The sequence below is a fragment of the Bellilinea sp. genome (assembly GCF_053501535.1).
Genome location: NZ_JBRCOK010000039.1, coordinates 1 through 19,044, shown reverse-complemented (window position 1 = coordinate 19,044; position 19,044 = coordinate 1). Strand labels below are relative to the sequence as shown.

Genomic DNA, 19,044 nt, shown 5'->3' with positions numbered 1-19,044 from the left:
TTATGAAAACAAAACATTCTCTCTCAATCTTTCAAATCCTATCCATTACTGCCAGCGCCCTAATCCTCAGCCTGTTGCTGACTTCCCCTGTAATGGCACAGGAAGGTTACCGGCTTCTGGTGGACCGCAACTTCGGCTTTTCGGCCGGCAGCCAGATTCGCGGCGATTTCACCCTCAAAATTTCAGGTGATCAGGATCATCTGGCATCGGTTACTTTTCTGTTGGATGGCGAGGAAATGGCAACGATCACCGAAGCGCCTTTCCGTTTTCGTTTCAATACCGGCAGTTACCCCGAAGGTGTTCACGAACTGAGCGCCCGGTTGACTTTGAAGGACGGCTCAACGATAACGTTATCACCACGGCGCTTTGAATTTGCCAGCAGTCAGGCCGAAAAAGAAGCGATCTTCAAAATCATCGTTCCCCTGTTGGGAGTGGTTCTGTTGTTGTCTCTTATTGGCGGCGGAGTGCAAATGTTAGCCTTGCGTGGTAAACCAGCCGGACGCTACGCCCCCGGTCAAGCACGCGATTATGGAGTTGCAGGCGGTGCGATTTGCCCCAAATGCCAGCGCCCAACCCCCCTTCACTTGTGGAGTATCAATCTGGCAGTCGGCAGGTTGGATCGTTGCGAAAACTGCGGACAATTCAGCCTGATGCGCCGACAACCGCTGGATGTGTTACGCGCTGCCGAAGCAGCCGAACTGCAAGCCGAAAGAGAGGCCCTGCCGGCAAAAGCCAAGAGCGAAGAAGAAAAGCTGCGCGAATTACTGGATCAATCCAGATTCCATGAGTGATCCAAAACCTCCAACCGCCTGTCCGCCAGGCGGCTGGAACATCCCCCTCTCTCTCGTACACAATTGTCAAACTTCTCGGATAAAGCCAAAGAACGGGAGTATAATTCTCCCGTCATTTTTTGGTGGTTCAATTTGAGAAACCAAACCATTCCACGACAAGAGTACTTAAGGAGAATAGAAGATGAAAAAGCCCCTGTTTATTCTTTTAATTGTGGCTCTGCTCCTCAGTCTGGCAGCCTGCGCACCGGCAGCCAGCACCCAGGATCAGCCCAAGCGGGTCGTTTATCTGATCAATGGCGCGCTGGGCGATAACGCCTTCTACGATTCCGGCAAAGCCGGTATTGACAACATTGCCAGACAGTACGGGGTAGAAACCCGCACCATTGAATGCAACTTTGATGCCGGTAAGTATGAACCATCCTTGCGCGCCGCCGTGGATTTCGCAGATGTAATCTTTGTGATTTCCTACGGCTTTGAGGATCAACTGAAAGAGTTTGCCGATCAATATCCCAATAAAATCTTTGTCAATATTGATACGGTCGTTGAAAACAGCAAGAAAACCATCACCTCGGTGGACTTCATCGAGGAAGAGAGCGCCTACCTCGCCGGGGTTGTCGCCGGACTGGCAACCCTTGATACCAGCATCCCGAATATCAACGCCGATAAAATCATCGGCGTAGTCGGCGGTGATGTTGACCCGGTGGTCAATGCCTTTATTTTTGCTTACGAAAACGGCGCAAAATCGGTTGACCCTGAAATTCAGGTGTTGAAGAAATCACTGGGCGGCGCCTGGGATGACTCCGCACGCGGTAAACAGGCTGCTTTGCAGCTGTATGACCAGAAAGCGGATGTAGTCTTTCAGGTTGCGGCCGCTGCCGGCATCGGCGTGTTACAGGCCGCCCGTGAACGCCAGTTGTACGCCATTGGTGTGGATACCAACCAGAACGACCTCGAACCCGGTTATGTGATCGCCAGCGACATTAAGAACGTCGGGAAAGCCATCGAGGATGTCTATAAGACCATCAACGACGGCACTTACCAGCCCGGCCAGGTGCTGAAGTACGGCATTGCTCAGGGCGGTGTGGATATTGCCCTCGAAGCCCAGATCCAGGTTTTACCCCAATCCATCATAGATCAGGTGATGACACTGCGCCAGCAGATCATTGACGGCAGCCTGAAAATTGAACTGTACAACAATCAGGAAGTCTGGCAATAAGCAATCTGCCCAAATCGGATGTAATCCTGATTGAGATGGGTGAAGCCTTGCTTCACCCATCTCCCTAAAGGTATTTTCACGAAGATGACCAACAACTCGACACTGATTGAGATGCGCCGCATTGTGAAAGTTTACCCGCCCAGTGTGCTGGCACTGGATGATGTGACCGTGGACTTTCGGCGCGGCGAAATTCACTCGATTGTCGGTGAAAACGGGGCCGGTAAAAGCACCCTGATGAAGGTGTTGTATGGTCTGACCCATGCCAACTCTGGAGAGATAATCTACAAGGGCAAATCCGTCCACTTCCGCGAACCGGGGGAAGCCATTGCCGCCGGTATTGGCATGGTGCATCAGGAAATTGTCCTCATTCCCGAATATACCGTTTGGGAAAACATTGTGCTGGGCATCGAACCCGTCAACTGGCTGGGCAAAATTGACCGCAACCGCGCCCGCCAGCTGGTCAGACAGAAAATTGATGAGTTTCAGTTCAACCTTGACCCGGATGCCAGGGTGGAAAACATCTCCGTGGCAGCCCGTCAGAAGGTGGAAATCCTCACCCTGCTCTACCGCAATGTGGAAGTCCTGATTTTAGATGAACCGACCGCGGTGTTGACACCGCAGGAAATTCCCCAGCTATTTGCCGAACTCAACCGCCTGCGCGATGGCGGACACACCATTTTGTTTATTTCCCACCGTCTGGAAGAAGTGCTGGAACTCAGCGACCGCATCACCGTCATGCGCAAAGGGAAAAAGGTGGACACGGTAGATGCCGCCAGCACCACCCGTCAGGAACTGGCCCACATGATGGTCGGCCGTGAGGTGATTTTCACCAGCCGGCGCACCTCGCAGCCTGCCGGCGAAACGATTTTAAAAGTCGAAAACCTCTCGCTGCGCGAAGACCACGGGCGGGTACGCCTGGATAATTTGAACTTTGAAGTCCGCGCCGGCGAAATTGTGGGCGTGGCAGGTGTGGAGGGCAACGGCCAGTTTGAGCTGGTGAACACACTGATGGGCATTCAATCCCCCACCAGCGGGCGCATTCTGATTCGCGGTCAGGATATTACCCGCGCCTCCATTCTGGAGCGCCGCAAGCATATCTCGTTCGTCCCGCAAGACCGCGGTAAGATGGGCGCCAGTCTGACCGCGCCGGTTTGGGAAGACGCGATCATGACTCATCACCGGCTCAACCCGCGCTTTTCCGGCTGGAACGGGTTGTTGCTCAATTCCAGCTACGCTCAGCAATTCACCCGCCAGTTGATTGAGGCATTTTCGGTCGTGCTGTCTTCTCCGCGCGCGCCGTTCCGCACCCTTTCTGGCGGCAATCAGCAGAAAGTCATCGTCGGACGTGAACTGCTGCTGCAAAGTGACTTCGTCCTGCTCGACCAGCCCACCCGCGGGTTGGACGTCGGTTCAATGGAGTACATCCATGACCAGATTTTGCGAATTCGCGCTGAAGGACGCGCCATTCTGATGATTTCAGCCGATTTAGAGGAAATCTTCCTGCTTTCGGATCGCATTCTGGTACTGTACCGCGGCAAACTGGTGGGCAATTTGCCGGTTGAACAAACCAACCCACAGGAAGTAGGCCAGTTGATGCTGGAAGGGCGGGAAGCAAGCCTATGAGACAAAAACTGCTCAACGCCCTGATTGGTATCCTGATTGCCTTGCTGCTGGGAGCATTCCTGTTGTTGTTGCAGGGCTACGACCCGCTGGCAACCTATGAGTCACTGTTCCGCTATTCGCTGTTTGGGTATTATCCCTTTGCCACCACACTGCGCAATGCCGTTCCGCTGGTACTGCCCGGCCTTTCGGCAGCCATTGCGTTTGCTTCCGGCGTAGTTAACCTTGGTCAGCCCGGCCAGCTGGTGATGGGCGCCCTGTTCGCCACCGTTGGCGGCCTTTACCTTGACCTGCCGCCTGCGCTGATGATTCCCGTTCTTGCCCTGCTGGCCATGCTGGGAGGGATGTTGTGGGCGGGCATTGCTGCTCTGCTGCGGCGCTTCTTCGACATGAGCGAGTTCATCGTCACCCTCATGTTGAATATGATTGCCGATTACTTCACCGCCTGGGCAATCACTGCGCCGTTCAAAGACCCGGCAGCATTTTCGCCGATGACCCCGCAAATCAACCCCAACGGCTGGCTGCCAAAGTGGGGCGAATTTAACACCATGATTCTGTTCATGTTTGCCGCAGTCGTTCTGGCCTGGTTCATCTTCAACCGCTGGAAAGCCGGCTACGAATGGCGCATCACCGGCCAGAATGCGTTGTTTGCGCGGCTGGGCGGCTGCAACATCAACCGCAATTTTGTGGCAGTGATGCTGGTAACCGGCGCACTGGCCGGGCTGGCAGGCGGTCTGGTGGTGATGGGCGGGCCGCACCGCTTCATTCGCGGGCTGGGCGCCAACTACGCATGGGATGGGGTGATGATTGCCATTGTCGCCAACAATGGGCTGATTGCCACCTTCCTGTATGGTTTGTTCTTCAGCGCCATTCAAACCGGCGCATTGGGTATGGAATTAATCACCAATGTCCCCAATGAAATCTCACAGGTACTGCAAGCCCTTCTGGTGCTGGTCATCGTCGCCAGCCGCGAGTACCTGAACACTGCCCTGGAACAACTGGCAGCCCGCCGGCGGGCAAGGGAGGTGCGCACATGAAAATCCTCCTCGGCTTGATTAACGGCATGATTTCCGGGGCAACCCCCATTTTACTGGCGGCGTTGGGCGGCGCCTACACCTATTACGCAGGTGTGTTCAACATTGCCATGGAAGGTATGCTGCTGACCGGCGCTTTCTTTGCCGTGCTGGGTTCCTATTACACCGGCTCATGGCTGGTGGGTGTGCTACTGGCGGTGGCAGGGGCTTTGCTCCTTTCTCTGATATTTATTCTCTTTGCGGTGGTATTGAAAACCGATGAGTTTGTAACCGGCATCGCCCTGAACTTGTTTGCCGTGGGGGCAACCACCTACATGCTGCGCAAAATTTTCAGCGTCAAGGGTGTCTTTTCCAACCCGGCCATCCAACCCATTCCCTCCATCCGTTTGCCGCTGATCGAAAACATTCCGCTGGTTGGTGAGATTCTGTCAGGGCAGAATTTGATGGTCTGGGTAGCGGTAATCGCCACCATTTTGACTTACTACCTGATCTTTCAAACCCGCTTTGGCCTGCGTCTGCGCGCAGCCGGTTATAACCCGGCCCGCCTGGATTCAAGCGGCGTGCCTTCCAACCGTATGCGCGCCCTTTCTTTGCTGGCTTGCGGGGTGCTGTGCGGGTTGGGCGGGGCATTCCTCTCGCTCGGTTATGTCAACCTGTTTGCCGAAAACATGTCCGCCGGGCGGGGCTGGATTTCGCTGGCAGCCATTATTCTGGTCAACGGCAACCCGCTGGGCATCGCCCTGATTTCGCTGTTGTTTGGTTTTTCGGATGGGCTGGGCTTGTTGCTGCAGGGTTACCGTGTCCCTGCCCAGTTCACGGCCATGGTGCCCTATGTGGCAACTCTGATCGCCCTCTACTTCTACGCTGCCCGTAAACGGAGGTTGAAAAACGCATGATTGAATTACCCCATCCTCTGCCCGCCCGCGCCTGGCAAATTGACCGCGCCATCCGCCTGAATGCCGTCCCGCTCGACCGGCGCGTTCATTCCAGCCAGTGGTATGACAGCAATACCGTCTTTCCGCATGGAGATGACCTGATCGCTCTGTTCTGGAATGCGCGCGTACCCGGTTCCGGCGCGCCGGAAATCCCTTATGTGGAAATGGTACAGTCGCGCTACAATCAGGGCTTTGATGTCAGCGAAGCGGAGGCTCTGCTGCCGGAAGGGCTGCAACTGGCAGCCGAAAACCGCCGCGATGACCTGCGTGCCCACACCGCCCGCCTGTTGAGTGCCTTGCACAATGCCCCCCGCATTCCCACCCATTCTTACTGGCAATATCAACGCCCGATGGATTGGGAAAGTATCTTCTCCAACATGAAGAATCCCGCAACTCAGCCAGAAAAGCTGCCTTACAAAGAAGTGCCGGAGCGAATCCTGCATGGCTGGTTGGGGCAGCTGGCCGGCGGCAGTTTTGGCACCGCCATCGAGGGCTATCATTCCAGCCAGATTCAAAAAGTGTACGGCGTGATTGAGGGCTACCTGACCGAACCCGAAACGGTCAACGATGATGTGGTTTATGAACTGGTCTTTCTGGATGTGTTTGAAAAACACGGCAGGAACCTCACCTCGATAGACCTCGGTCTGGAATGGCTGCGCCAGATCCCGTTTGGCTGGTCAGCCGAGTGGGTTGCGCTGAACAATCTGAGCATGGGATTTATGCCGCCGCTTTCGGGTGCTTTTCGCAATCCGTACAATGACTGGATTGGTGCGCAAATGCGCGGGATGGTATGCGGCCTGCTTGCGCCCGGCTGGCCTCTGGAAGCCGCCCGGCTGGCTTTTGTGGATGGGTGCGTTTCCCATGCCGCCAACGGCGTTTACGGCGGCATATATGCGGCTGTGTTAACCGCGCTTGCCTTTGTACGTAATGACCTGAGCGCCATGCTGGAAGAAGGTCTGAACTACCTGCCGCAGCGCAGTGAATATGTGGCAGTTGCCCGTGAGGTCTTGCAAACGCTCTCGGCAACACCCGACCCGCTGGAAGCCTGGCAGAAACTGGACACCCGCTTTGAGGAGTACAACTGGATCCACGCCTACCCCAACCTGGCCGCTGATTTATTTGCTCTGTGGCACTGCAACGGCGAGATGACGGCTGCCTTCCGCTGGCTTGCTCACGCCGGGCTGGATGTGGACTGCAACGCCGGTCTGGTTGGCACACTGCTGGGAATCATGAGCGGCACACCCGCCCAATGGGCCGATCCGCTGCACGACACGCTGGAAACCTACCTGCGCGGCAAAGAACATCTCTCCATCCGCAGCCTTGCCGAGCGGACATGGCGATTAATAAAATCCAGTTAAATCAAACCGCAATGGGTGCGCTTTCGAGGTAAATCGTCTCGCTTTTATCGTCATAACCCAGCACCTCAGCGTAACGGCCCCAATCCACCACCGTTTCGAGCTGCTTTTCGGCTTCTTCGGGCGGAAATTCCAGTTCCAGCGCTGTTTGAATCACATTCCATTTCAGTTGCTGATTATCCGCCGAACGCAGCAGGTTGAAAATCCAGCGGAAAATCGGCAGGCGGCGGATGCGGGTGGCAAAAATTTCCTTACGCGCCAGAATGCTGGCCTCTGCAAAGGTTTCACCCAGCACGGTCAGGGTAATATCGCCTTTTTGAATAGTCGCAAAGCGCAGTAATTCAGCCGCCTCCGTCAACCGCAGCAGATGATCCGAGTCAATCGAAAGTTCCTCTGCCAGCCGGTAAATATCGGCACCGTCTTTGTGATTTTCCGCAATGTGTTCCAGCATACCGGTAAGATCGCTGATGCTGATTTCCGGCAGGGCGCGCGTTGTACCCGGTTCACCCGGCGCTGAGCCCAATTCTTCGGCTTCGGTCATGGTCTGACCGGCAAGAATGCCGTAGGTACGGTCCACCACTGCCTGAAATTCCGGAGATTTGCGCTGGCGCGGGTGCGGCAGATTGACTTCAAAATCGGCAACCACCCGCCCGGGATTTTTGTCCATCAACACCAGGCGGTCGGCCATAAAGACCGCCTCTTCGATGTTGTGGCTGACCATCAGGATGGCACGGGTCGGGATATTGCCGCTCAACCACAATTCGAGCAGCTCGCCCCGCAGGGATTCGGCGCTCAGTATATCCAGCGCTGAAAACGGCTCATCCAGGCAAAGCAGCTCCGGTTCAACCGCCATGGCACGCGCAAAGCCCACCTTTTGGCGCATCCCACCGGAAAGTTCCCGCGGATAGGCATTCTCGAAACCATCCAGACCGACACGGTCAATCAAATCAAGCGCCAGTCGGCGGCGGTTTTCCACCTCCACCCCGCGCGCTTTGAGCGCCAGTTCCACATTCTCCTGCACCGTCAGCCATGGAAAAAGTGCAAAGGTCTGGAAAACAATGGAAGCATAGGGATTGACCCCCATTAATTTTTGACCGCGGTAAAACACACTGCCTTCCGAAGCTTTTTGCAAACCGGTGATGATGCGCAGTAAAGTGCTTTTTCCGCAGCCCGAAGGTCCCAACAGGGCAACAAACTCGCCTTCCCGCACCGTCAGGTTAACTTTATCCACCGCCACAAAGCGTTTTTCGCCGCTACCATATAGCTGAGAAACATTTTGGAGTTCAAGTAAAACCGTATCGTTGCTCATCTGTTCACTCCATCCGGTAAATTTCTTCCGCCTGGCGATAAAGCGGGCGCCATACCAGCCGGTTAATCAACACAACCACCACCACCATCACCAGCGTACCCGCCAGCAAGAGGGGATAGTTACCCTGATCGGTAGCATGGGAGATGACCGCCCCAATGCCGGTTGTCTGCTGAACCTTGCCACTGAAGGTTACATATTCCGCCACAATGCTGGCGTTCCAGGCGCCGCCGCTGGCAGTGATAGCGCCGGTAATCAGATACGGGAATAATGCCGGCAGGATTAAGGTACGCCAGCGCTGCCAGCCTTTCAACCCCAGCAGAGCGGTAGTGTATTTCAAATCCTGCGGGATGGCATTCGCCCCGGCAATGACATTGAAGAGCAAATACCACTGGGTTCCCATCAACATCAACAACACGGCTGCCAGATTCAACCCGCCCGGCAGCTGCAAAATGAACAACAACAATACCGGGAAAAGCGCGGTTGCCGGAACTGAGGCCGCCACCTGAACAATCGGCTGGACAACACTGGCAAAGCGTTGATTGGTGCCGATCAGCACACCCACGGGTATGGTCCAAAGCAGGGCAATCAACAAAGCCAGCCCAACCCGCACCGCCGTAGCCACCACCCCCAGACCAATTTGTCCCCACTCGCTTCCATCCACTTGGGTTAGCATCAGCACCGCCCGAATCGCTCCGTATCCCAGCAGGACCAGCACCGCAATTGCCAACAATCGGCCGGCCCACATCTGCCAGCGGGATGGCGGGCGTTCCTCTTGTTCCACCGGAAAGCGGCGCATCAACCAGCGGTCAACCCGTTCATTGAGCGGTGAAAACAAGCGCTCACCCAGAAAACGCGCCAACCTGGAACTGGACATCAGCGAATAAAACCACGAAGTGGGCGGATTGTCGCTTTCGACCATCTCGACCTTGAAGCGGTCTGACCAGGCGATGAGAGGCCGCCAGACCAGTTGATCCAAAGCCACAATCACCAGAATTAAGGCAGCCAACCCATAACCGACTGCCTGTAAATCGCCCTGCAGCGAGGCTTCATGTAAATAAGCGCCCAACCCCGGCAGGCGGAAATCGCGCTGACCGACGGTAAAAATCTCGGCAGCCATCAGGAAGAACCAGCCACCCGCCCACGACATCATGCTGTTCCAGATCAGGCTGATCATCCCAAAAGGCAGTTCCAGATTTTTAAAGCGCAGCCAGCTGTTCAAGCGAAAAATGGCGCTGGCTTCGCGCAATTCTTTGGGAATGGTGGTGAGGGACTGATACCACGCAAAGGTCAGATTCCACACCTGACTGGTAAAAATCAGCACTACCGAAGCAAGCTCAGCGGCAATGTTCTGCGGCAGGATGGCGCTCAGACCCAGCAAAACCACCGGCAAAAAGGACAGTATCGGCACGCTTTGCAGCACATCCAGCAGCGGCATCATCACTTTTTCGGCGCGGCGATTATATGCCGCCACCCGTCCGTAGATCAGGGTGAACACCACCGAGAGGAGATACGCCCCCAGCATTCTCAGAATGGAAAAGAGGGCATACCACGGCAGGCGGGTTGGCTCCAGCGAAATTTCTCTTCCCGTGACCACTGCGGGAGCATTGGCCGCCAGTCGTACTCCGGCATAAATCAACACAATGATCCCAATCAGCACCAGCCAGTCTACCCATTGCAGGCTTCGCAGGCCGGAGCGTTGAGGATCGAAATTTTGGCGGAAAGTCAGTTGGGGCTTTTTCATTGTGCTAGCAGACCTTTTTCTCTTGACCATTCCAGCGCTTCACGGATGGCGTGGTCAACTTCCACACAACACGCCCATTCTAACTCACTTTTTGCTTTTTGAGCATCGTAATAAAAATAACGGCCAGTCAGGTACAATTCGGATGCCGAAACCGGTAAAGGTAACCAGTTTTCCAACAGGGCATAAATCGGCGCTACCCGGCGCACCAGGCTGGCAGGTAACACGGTGCGGGGTGGCGCAACACCGGCTGATGCAGCAATGCGCTCAACCAGATTTACAACAGTCAGGTTTTGCCCGGCAAGGAGATAGCGTTCCCCGCGCCGGCCGCGCTGTAACGCTGCCAGATGTCCGGCAATCGTATCCATCAGAGAAACCACATTCAATCCCCCCTCAACCACCACCGGCAGGCGTCGCTGCGCCGCCTGCACTACCACAGAACGCGATTGGCGGTATAAATCCCCTGCCCCAATAACCAGCGTCGGGTTGAGGATGACCACATCCAACCCGCGCGCCACGGCCGCCTGCACTTCCAGCTCTGCCAGATACTTGGCGTAAGCATAGGGCCAGCGCCCGGCAGGGTAATTCCAGGTATGGGTTTCATCCATCAAATAAGCGCTTTGGCTGCCCGGAATTTGCGCCGGGACCCCCAGCGCCGCCGCCGAGCTGGTGTGAACCACCCGTTCCACGCCGCATTGCAGCGCAGCCTGAAGCACATTACGCGTTCCTTCCACCGTAACAGTGTAATGCCTGCCGCTGTCGCCCCTGCCGCCGCCCATCCATGCCGCTGCATGAAAAACCACCTGCACGCCCTGCATGGCCTGAAAAATACTCTCCCGGCGGCTCAGATCGCCCAGCACATGCTCGAGCGGCAGGTCTTTGATGAGCATTAAATTGGAAGTGGGACGATGGAAGGCGCGCACCTCAAAGCCGGCTTCCAGAAGGGCGCGGCACAATGCTGAACCAATGAACCCGCTTGCGCCGGTAACCAAAGCTTTAGTCATCCAGCCACTCCACAATCGTGGCTTCACCCTGCCCAACCCCCACACACAACATGGCCAGTCCGTAAAACGGGCGGGGCTGAGTTGGCGCACGCCGGCGCATTTCATATAATAGGGTGGTCAAAATTCTTGCTCCCGAGCAGCCCAGGGGATGACCCAGGGCAATGGCACCGCCGTTGACGTTGACGATTTCCTCCGAAAGTTTCAATTCACGGATGACCGCCAGTGCCTGCACCGCAAAGGCTTCATTCATCTCCACCAGCCCGATCTGTTCCATACTCAACCCGGCTTTTGCCAGGGCTTTACGGGCAGCCGGCACCGGGCCGATGCCCATGATGCGCGGCAGCACACCTGCCGCCGCGCTGCTGACGATGCGCGCCATTGGCTTCAGCCCCCGTTGACGGGCTTTGCTTTCGCTCATCAGCAGCAGCCCGGCCGCCCCGTCATTCAAACCGGAGGAATTTCCTGCCGTCACCGTCCCGCCTTTGCGGAAAATGGGTGGCAGGGCAGCCAGAGATTCGAGCGTAGTATCGCGGCGGGGGCGCTCATCCTTGACCACCCGAATCGGCTCGCCTTTGCGTTGCGGAATCTCCACGGGCAGAATTTCATCGGTAAAACGACCTTCATCCTGCGCCGCTACCGCTCGCTGGTGGCTTTGCAGGGCAAAACGATCCTGCTCGGCGCGCGGGATGGCGGTCATCTCTGCCAGATTCTCGGCGGTTTCTCCCATCGCTTCAATGCCGTACATGGCTTCCATTTTTGGGTTCGGAAAACGCCAGCCCAACGCCGTATCCCAGGCGGTCAGGTTACCAAAGGGGAAACCTTTTTCCGCCTTGGGCAGCGCATACGGCGCACGCGACATGCTCTCCACCCCGCCTGCCAGAAAAACCCCACCGTCACCGGTCAAAATGGCACGTGCCGCCAGGTTGACCGCCGCCAGCCCCGAAGCGCACAGGCGGTTGACCGTCAAAGCCGGCACCTCCGGCGGCAGACCGGCCAGCAGAGTTGCCATGCGCGCCACATTGCGGTTATCCTCCCCCGCCTGATTGGCACACCCCAGATACACCTCGTCAACCTCGCTGCCGGGCAGGTGATTGCGCTCGATCAGCGCGCGCAGCACCAGCGCCGCCAGATCATCCGGGCGCACCGCCGCAAGAACTCCGCCCAAATTCCCAATGGGTGTTCGGATTGCATCTACGATCACTGGAATGGACATAACACCTCCCACTGTCAATCGTTTTTTATTCGCGAATCAAACGCACACTCGTAAGCGCCACCACACTGCCATCCGCCATGCTGATTTCGGAAACTTCCAGATAAATCACCCCCGGCGGTACTTCGCTCAGATCAATCTCTTTCTGAAATGTCCCCGGATACCCATAATCCGGTGCATCCACCATGATATAACTGTTCTGATACTCTACCCCGTTTTCGGAATAGACACGGTAGTTCAGGGTCGCTTCGAAAGGCATCACCGGCACACCGCCGCGCACTTCCACCCGCTCACCAACCCGGCTGTCCTCCACCGGTAACTCAAGGTTGATTTCTCTCCACAAATCCCCAATGCGTGTTGAAGCAGAAACCAGATTGAGCCCGGCAGGCATCAACCGCAGCGCCCAACGAACGGGTTGATTGGGGCAGCAGCCCGGATCGCTCGGCCCATGCACCAGCCCCTCCAAAAGGATACGGCTGTTCTCAATGGAAAGCTGCTCAATCATCGGGCGGTCATCAATCAGGAAGGCGGCTGCCTGCTCTGCTTTGCCGTTCTGGTTCAACACCGCCACGACCCACACAAACACACCTGTACCCCCGTAATTGGCTGCCAGAATAACCGCTGCATCCGGCAGGTCATCGCCGTTTAAATCTCCAAAGGCAATTACATCCCCCAGGCGCACATTGATAAAATCAATGGCAGCCGGGTCTTCACCGCTTTGAAATTCGCCATCCTTTAATTGAAAGGAAAACGGCTCACGATCCACAAATCCCGGCAAGGTGTACAGCATGTTTTCCAGCACCGAACTGCTGAGAAGAACCGGGGTTGAGGTTGCCTGCGGCAGGGGTGAAGACGAGGCAGCCAGAGTTTCCTCCCCGGTAGGGGTTACCGCAAGGCTCAGCGGCAGATTGCAGGCAGCTGTTATCCCCAGCAACAGCAACAGAACCAATAACCTTTGCCACATGGCTGGTTTCCTCCTTTCTAAATCAAATCCACATCATGCGCACCGGATTCTTTTTGCCCGGCAGGGGTGATGCGGATAAATTCGGCATTTTGCCAGAGTTCCTGCAAGTTGTGCGCCCCGGCATAACTCATTCCGGAACGCAGCCCGCCCACAATTTGATGCAGGATATCGCGCACTTTTCCGCGGTACGGCACCAGGGCCTCCACCCCTTCCGGCACAACTTCACTCCACAATTCTTCAGAATATTCTTCTTCCTGCAACGGCTTGTCCAGCTTGCGCCGCTCAACATTGGCGGAAAGCGAAGCCATGCCGCGCACAACTTTGTAACGCCGGCCCTGGCGTACAATTTCAGCGCCGGGCGCTTCATCGGTGCCTGCCAGCATCGAACCGAGCATGACCGCGCTGGCCCCGGCAGCCAGGGCTTTGGTTACATCGCCGGAGGTACGCATCCCGCCGTCGGCAATAATCGGGATGCTGAGACGATGACCCTCTTCGGCACACTCCGCCACTGCGGTCAGTTGCGGCACTCCAAAACCGGTCACCACCCGGGTAATGCAAATCGAGCCGGCCCCAACGCCAACTTTGACCACATCCGCGCCGGCTCCGGCCAGCTCGCGCACTCCTTCAGCTGTCGCCACGTTTCCTGCAATCACTGCGACACTGGAAAAAGCCCGCTTCAAGCGGCTGACCATTTGAAGGGTATGCTCGGAATGCCCATGGGCAATATCCACCACCAGTACGTCTGCACCGGCCTCCACACAGGCAGCTGCTCTTTCCAAATCTTCGGGTTTGACCCCAACCGCTGCACCGACCCGCAACCGCCCGTGCTGGTCTTTGGTGGCAAAAGGGTGATCCTGAATTTTGATGATATCCTGCACCGTGATCAGGCCCGCCAACCGGCCTTCCTCATCCAGCAGCGGCAATTTTTCCACGCGCGCCTCATATAACTTCTGGCGTGCCGACTCAAGCGATGCCCCGGCTTGGGCGGTAACCAGCCGATCCCGCGGCGTCATCACCGTGCTGACTGCTGCCGATTCGTCCATTGCCAGCAGCACATCGCGGGTTGCAACCAGTCCCAACACCCGGTTTTGTTCATCTACCACAACCAGGCCGCCCACATCCTCCGCTTTCATCAACTGGCGCGCCTCGCCAACCGTAGCCGATGGGGAAATCGTCAACGGGTTCAACACCACCAGACTCTCCGCGCGTTTGACCTTGCGCACCTGCTCGGCCTGCCTCTCGATGCTCATAAAACGGTGCAGAATGCCCAAACCACCCTGCTGAGCCATCGCAATCGCCATCGGCGCCTCGGTGACCGTATCCATGTTGGCAGAGATAATCGGTATGTTCAACTGAATGTCCTTTGTCAGGCGGGTTTGGGTTGAAACATCCTGTCTTGAGCGAATGGAAGATTTTTTGGGCACCAACAACACATCATCAAAGGTCAATCCAACCTCTGGGCGAAGATTCATCGCGCACCTCCTGCTGAGAAATCCTGCGGATTGTTGTACAATACGGGCATGTCGTCACGTTCCATTTTACCGCCAAACTGGTACGAACAGGATGTTGTTTCGGCCGCGGCGGAGCTGCTGGGCAAACGGCTGGTGCGCCTTGTGGAGGGTCAACGGGTGGGAGGAATCATCATCGAAACCGAAGCCTACCGCGGCGAAGAAGACCTGGCCTGTCATGCCCGCGCAGGTTATACCCCACGGACAAAGGTGATGTACGGCCCGCCTGGCCGGGCGTATGTCTATTTCACCTACGGCATGCACTGGTTGTTGAATGTCGTCTGTATGGCAGAGGGATACCCCGCGGCGGTGCTCATCCGCGCCATACAGCCCCTTGAGGGAAACGAAATCATCGCACGCCGCCGCGCCGGACAGCCACCGGCGCGCTGGACCGACGGCCCCGCCAAACTGACTACCGCACTGGATATTGACGGCCGTCTGAACGGCGCCGACCTGACCAGCCCGGCTTCGCAATTGTGGATTGAAGATGCGCCCCTTCCGCCGGGCGCCATCATTCTTCCCTCGGCGCGCATCGGCATTCAACGCGTGCCCGAACCGTGGAGATCCATGCCCTGGCGTTTTACCTTGAACCTGGACAACTCAACAGGGCAGGTCAATCCCATAAAATAAACGCTGGTGTTCGGCCATCGCGCGCAGGATATAAACCTGAATCAACGGGAATAAACGCCGTTCACCGTTCAATTCCATTTCCAACTTTTTCAGGCTGAGCGGTGCAGAAAAAGTAACCCGCGGTTGAATTTTCCACCGCTCTGGCGCCAGAACCTGAAAAGCCACCTGCATCACCTCAGCGGCCACCTGAGCATTCCAGGGTTTGCGGAAGAATAATCGCCCCACTTTCAACGCCAGCGGCGCAGTTACCTGACTGATGATTCCAATGACCAGCCGTGTTTCCGGCACCTTGCGCAGCCACAATTCGACGCTGGGCAGCCAGTGACGCACCTCGCTCATTGCACCGGCCATGCTGCCGGGGTCAGGTTCAATCGTCCCGCGCGGAAAGGTGAGCAAGACGCCGCCATTTTTCAAATGCTGAATAACCTCCCGCAGAACGGCTGCCCGCTGGGTCATATCCCGTGTTGAAAAAATGAGATGGCGGCTGATGTGCGGCAAACCCCGCAATAACGGCATGTCCCGGGCAATTACCCGTACGTCCTCACGCTGCAACAATTTGGCAAGCACAAATCCATCAAACGTGCCGGGATGATTGCAGGCAACAATCAACGGCCCTTTTTGAGGAATAGGCTCTTCGGCTGCCCATTCGATATTACAGGCAAAATGTTCCAGAAAACGGGTCAACCCTACCGTCAGACCAAAGCGGCGGGTATCCTCATCCAGCGCGGTCAACACCCCCGCCAGCCGGTGGAGCGGGCGATTCAGCAACGCCCGGAACAGTCTTCGCCGCCAGTCGTCCGCCGACCAGCCCGAAACCCGAAAGACCTCATACTCCAGTGCGGCGTGCAGTTCTTCGACACTGGACGGGGAAGGGGAATAAAGCACAGGAATCTCACTCGTTGTCATGGCTAACTAACCTCAGTTCGGGATAAATCCTCTTCCTAATCCTTTGAGAATGTTTGACCCCCACCTGCACCTCCCCCTAAATCGCCCCAGCGATTTAGGGGGAAGCGGGAGGGGGTAATTGCTTTACTTGCCGGATTTTGAACATAACCCGAACTCACGTTAACTATGTAAAGCCTGACGGGCCAGATGCAAACGGTAACGACGCATCACGCGGCGGCGTTTCCGCTCCGGCAGGGCAAGAATATAACGGCAGACATTGGCAATTTTTTCGGCAGAAGTACCGCCATTCTGAAGCGGCAGCAGCCGCTTTAACTGCTCAACATCTACCTCGGCATACACCGGTTTACCTAAAGCCAGCGCCGTGTAAATGACGGTTGAATTTTCGGCTACCAGCGCATCGCAATTGGCAATCATGTGATGAACATTACCCTCGGTGAAAACGGTTGCCTGTGGGGCAATCATCTTGATTTCCAGCATCGCCAGTTCAAAATTTTCATTGGGGTGCAGTTTGATAAAAAGTGGTTTACCGTTGGCAACTTGCAATGCCCGCTGCAGGAAAGCCAGGCGGTTGTGCAATTTTCCGGTTTCACGGCTGGCAGAGGTGGCTGCCAGCACATAACCGTGATAAGGAAAATCATTATTCAGGTATTGCCGGGCATTGTCGTAGTTCGGGATGCCGGTGACGAACAACTTTTCCGGCCGGATTCCCTTGCGAATAAACAAATCGCGGTATCCAGCCGAGGCAACGCAGAAAGCCTCGTACGCGTTGGATAAGCCGGTAGCCGCTGTGTTTGCCAGCCAGCGCGGCAGGCGCAGGTCTTTGACCAGCTGGTAACGCAAACCCTCCGGCTCGGTCATCCCTTCCTGCACCAGCACAATCGGCTTACGGCGGATGTTCTGCTGAACGATCAAATCGGTACAGGTTACCACCAGATCATAATTCCCCCGCTGCCCGCCGAAATCAACCGGAAGATGATGACGCCGGAGGTATGCCTCCGTTTCGCGGCGATGCCGCCCGCCAAGAATGGTGAAATCCAGCAGCCCTTTTTCGGCTGCCCAGCTCATTACACCCTCCGCATAAAAAGGGGTGAACACACATTCGTGTTCGGGTAATGCTTTGGCGATCTGATGCATCATCATGGTTTGATTGAGCGATCCGCCAATCAGCAAAATTCTCTTTGCCATCCGGCCACATCCTCCACTGCCAGTCTTTGAGACAATGTTTCCAAATTTAAGTATCCCTGCCGTGTTTAAGGTGTGTTCAACTAATGGCTAAAGCAGCGTTATAAATTGGCTAACAGATGATTAAGAGAGTTTCACCATAAAATTTACCGTCCTGTGACCGAAACAGGAAAATTAACAAACCTTAATCTTAAAAATTCAGGGAAAATGATAGAAATTGAAGCGAATTTTTGCTATACTATGATTGTGGAGTAGAAGTTGTCCATACCACCCAGTTTCCACGTTTCGTTATTCGTTCTTATTCGTTGCGCTCGTCACCGGGTCGCCTGATTGAGCATCTCTGCTGATCCATTCCAGGTGACCCTGCTTACAGCAAGGGTCATTTTTTTACCAGATTTTCAGGGAGGTGGTTGTGATGTCATACCCATTTCTGAATGATGCGTTACAAGCGGTCAAATCGCTGGCTTTCCAGCGCGTGCCGCTCAACCTGGTCAGCACCTACAAAGGGGTACACTTCATCGAACGCATTGAGCCAATCAAAATTGGGGTGGACTCTATCACTTTCCGCGCTCCCCGTCTGCAAGTTTGCATGACTCTGCGAGACCCCGTTTACCTCTATTCACGGGTGCTGCCGGAAACGGTGCGCGCCAAACCGCAACTCCTTAATACCCACCCGCAGGAATTAAGACTGAGTGATTTTTCCTTCAACGGCAACCTTTGGTTCGACCGCATGGAGCAGCGCGTCCAACCCGACCGCCCCATCGGGGTCATGCTGAAACTGCACAACCGTATCTACTCGGCAACCTTGCGGGATATTTCACTGCATGGCGCGGGTTTGATGCTTTACATTGGGGATCAGCCCCATTTTGATGTACTGGTCAACACACCGGTGGATTTACGCTTTGATCTGACCCCCACCACCCCCATTGACATTCACGGCCAGGTGGTTTGCAGGCGCCGGGTTGGCACAACCATGTTGTACCTGGGAGTGCGGATTTTCCCCAGCGAGGAACAAACCCGCTGGTTGGAAAATTACATTGTCCGCCGCAAGCTGGAGATTATGAACGAACTCGATGAGCTGATCAACGAACAGCTGGAACCCCAAACCGCCGCCGATTTATACTTCTAAGGGTCTGAACAGCGGTAAATTCGATAGGGTTCTATTTCTGTTTCAAACCGGCAGTTCTGCTCTTCGAGCGGCTTGCGCCAGTTTGCAGTCGTGCGAATAATCGATTCAAGGCTTTGTTGTGGGTCCTGAGCATTGACCACGACATAAGCCTGACTGATGGTTTCGCGCTGGTTGAGTTTATCGAACCACGCCGCTTCGCCGCCGGCGCGAAGCAGGTAATACCACAGTGGCGGCGCATCCATACCATCCGCCACCACGGCTCCCTGCTCATCCAGACGCGCAGCAATCCAATCTGCCGTCCTTTCGGCGGCGGCCGGCACGGCAAGGCGGCTGCCGCGTTGCCACGCCCATGGCAGCGCCAGGAGCAACAGGGCTACCAGTACGCCCTGCACCAGTAATTGGGCTGCGGCTGGATGCCATGCCCTTCTTCGCCGCAGCCAGTCCAAAAACGCCGCCCAGCCAGCCGCTGCCAGCACCAGCAGCAGCACCAGCAGCCACAGCCATATCTTGCGC

General features: G+C 56.0%; 17 protein-coding genes. 8 read left to right on the top strand and 9 right to left on the bottom strand.

What is annotated here, in order from left to right; genetic code table 11:
- The first annotated feature begins 2 nt into the window (after positions 1–2).
- From ACWIZX_RS04605 to ACWIZX_RS04580, 6 genes are all read left to right on the top strand, one after another.
- Positions 3–791 (top strand): Ig-like domain-containing protein, encoded by a 789-nt coding sequence (locus ACWIZX_RS04605; RefSeq protein WP_448334949.1) that lies wholly within the window; start codon positions 3–5, stop codon positions 789–791.
- A gap of 181 nt (positions 792–972) precedes the next feature.
- Positions 973–2,007 carry a BMP family ABC transporter substrate-binding protein gene (locus ACWIZX_RS04600; protein ID WP_322793176.1) on the top strand — a complete coding sequence of 345 codons (1,035 nt, stop codon included), beginning with the start codon at positions 973–975 and terminating at the stop codon, positions 2,005–2,007.
- An 84-nt stretch (positions 2,008–2,091) separates the two neighbouring features.
- Entirely contained in the window at positions 2,092–3,630 is a 1,539-nt protein-coding gene (locus ACWIZX_RS04595) for an ABC transporter ATP-binding protein (protein WP_448334948.1), read from the top strand.
- Positions 3,627–4,664 carry an ABC transporter permease gene (locus ACWIZX_RS04590; RefSeq protein ID WP_322794430.1) on the top strand — a complete coding sequence of 346 codons (1,038 nt, stop codon included), beginning with the start codon at positions 3,627–3,629 and terminating at the stop codon, positions 4,662–4,664. The genes ACWIZX_RS04595 and ACWIZX_RS04590 overlap by 4 nt, the downstream gene beginning before the upstream one ends.
- Positions 4,661–5,557 (top strand): ABC transporter permease, encoded by an 897-nt coding sequence (locus ACWIZX_RS04585; RefSeq protein WP_322794429.1) that lies wholly within the window; start codon positions 4,661–4,663, stop codon positions 5,555–5,557. Before ACWIZX_RS04590 ends, ACWIZX_RS04585 begins: the two co-directional genes overlap by 4 nt.
- Entirely contained in the window at positions 5,554–6,954 is a 1,401-nt protein-coding gene (locus ACWIZX_RS04580) for an ADP-ribosylglycohydrolase family protein (RefSeq protein WP_448334947.1), read from the top strand. The genes ACWIZX_RS04585 and ACWIZX_RS04580 overlap by 4 nt, the downstream gene beginning before the upstream one ends.
- A 1-nt stretch (position 6,955) precedes the next feature.
- Here the strand turns inward: ACWIZX_RS04580 and ACWIZX_RS04575 are convergent, their stop codons facing one another.
- Genes ACWIZX_RS04575 through guaB form a run of 6 tightly spaced genes read right to left on the bottom strand, consistent with a single transcriptional unit; the run spans position 6,956 to position 14,648 of the window.
- Entirely contained in the window at positions 6,956–8,260 is a 1,305-nt protein-coding gene (locus tag ACWIZX_RS04575; protein WP_448334946.1) for an ABC transporter ATP-binding protein, read from the bottom strand.
- A gap of 4 nt (positions 8,261–8,264) precedes the next feature.
- Entirely contained in the window at positions 8,265–10,001 is a 1,737-nt protein-coding gene (locus tag ACWIZX_RS04570) for an ABC transporter permease (protein WP_322794264.1), read from the bottom strand.
- Positions 9,998–11,002, bottom strand: coding sequence for an NAD-dependent epimerase/dehydratase family protein (locus ACWIZX_RS04565; protein ID WP_448334945.1), 1,005 nt, complete (start codon positions 11,000–11,002; stop codon positions 9,998–10,000). Before ACWIZX_RS04565 ends, ACWIZX_RS04570 begins: the two co-directional genes overlap by 4 nt.
- Entirely contained in the window at positions 10,995–12,215 is a 1,221-nt protein-coding gene (locus ACWIZX_RS04560; RefSeq protein ID WP_448334944.1) for a thiolase family protein, read from the bottom strand. The genes ACWIZX_RS04565 and ACWIZX_RS04560 overlap by 8 nt, the downstream gene beginning before the upstream one ends.
- Before the next feature lie 25 nt (positions 12,216–12,240).
- Positions 12,241–13,176, bottom strand: a complete 936-nt coding sequence (locus ACWIZX_RS04555) for a Gmad2 immunoglobulin-like domain-containing protein (protein WP_448334943.1) — start codon at positions 13,174–13,176, stop codon at positions 12,241–12,243.
- Between the two features lie 17 nt (positions 13,177–13,193).
- Complete coding sequence (gene guaB / locus ACWIZX_RS04550) at positions 13,194–14,648, bottom strand: IMP dehydrogenase (RefSeq protein ID WP_322791593.1); 1,455 nt, start codon at positions 14,646–14,648, stop codon at positions 13,194–13,196.
- Positions 14,649–14,696: 48 nt separating this feature from the next.
- On the opposite strand from guaB, the gene ACWIZX_RS04545 reads away from it, so the two are divergent.
- Positions 14,697–15,314 carry a DNA-3-methyladenine glycosylase gene (locus tag ACWIZX_RS04545; RefSeq protein ID WP_448334942.1) on the top strand — a complete coding sequence of 206 codons (618 nt, stop codon included), beginning with the start codon at positions 14,697–14,699 and terminating at the stop codon, positions 15,312–15,314.
- Here ACWIZX_RS04545 and ACWIZX_RS04540 read toward each other — a convergent pair.
- Positions 15,285–16,220, bottom strand: a complete 936-nt coding sequence (locus ACWIZX_RS04540; RefSeq protein ID WP_322791591.1) for a 1-acyl-sn-glycerol-3-phosphate acyltransferase — start codon at positions 16,218–16,220, stop codon at positions 15,285–15,287. The genes ACWIZX_RS04545 and ACWIZX_RS04540 overlap by 30 nt on opposite strands.
- Before the next feature lie 159 nt (positions 16,221–16,379).
- Positions 16,380–17,405 (bottom strand): hypothetical protein, encoded by a 1,026-nt coding sequence (locus tag ACWIZX_RS04535; protein ID WP_448334941.1) that lies wholly within the window; start codon positions 17,403–17,405, stop codon positions 16,380–16,382.
- 412 nt (positions 17,406–17,817) lie between these two features.
- Between ACWIZX_RS04535 and ACWIZX_RS04530 the strand changes: the two genes are divergently transcribed.
- On the top strand, positions 17,818–18,531 hold the full coding sequence (locus ACWIZX_RS04530; RefSeq protein WP_448334940.1) for a PilZ domain-containing protein: 714 nt from the start codon (positions 17,818–17,820) through the stop codon (positions 18,529–18,531).
- Here ACWIZX_RS04530 and ACWIZX_RS04525 read toward each other — a convergent pair.
- Positions 18,528–19,044: hypothetical protein (locus ACWIZX_RS04525; RefSeq protein WP_448334939.1), on the bottom strand; the 517-nt coding region annotated here is incomplete at its 5' end. The two genes, ACWIZX_RS04530 and ACWIZX_RS04525, sit on opposite strands and share 4 nt — an antisense overlap.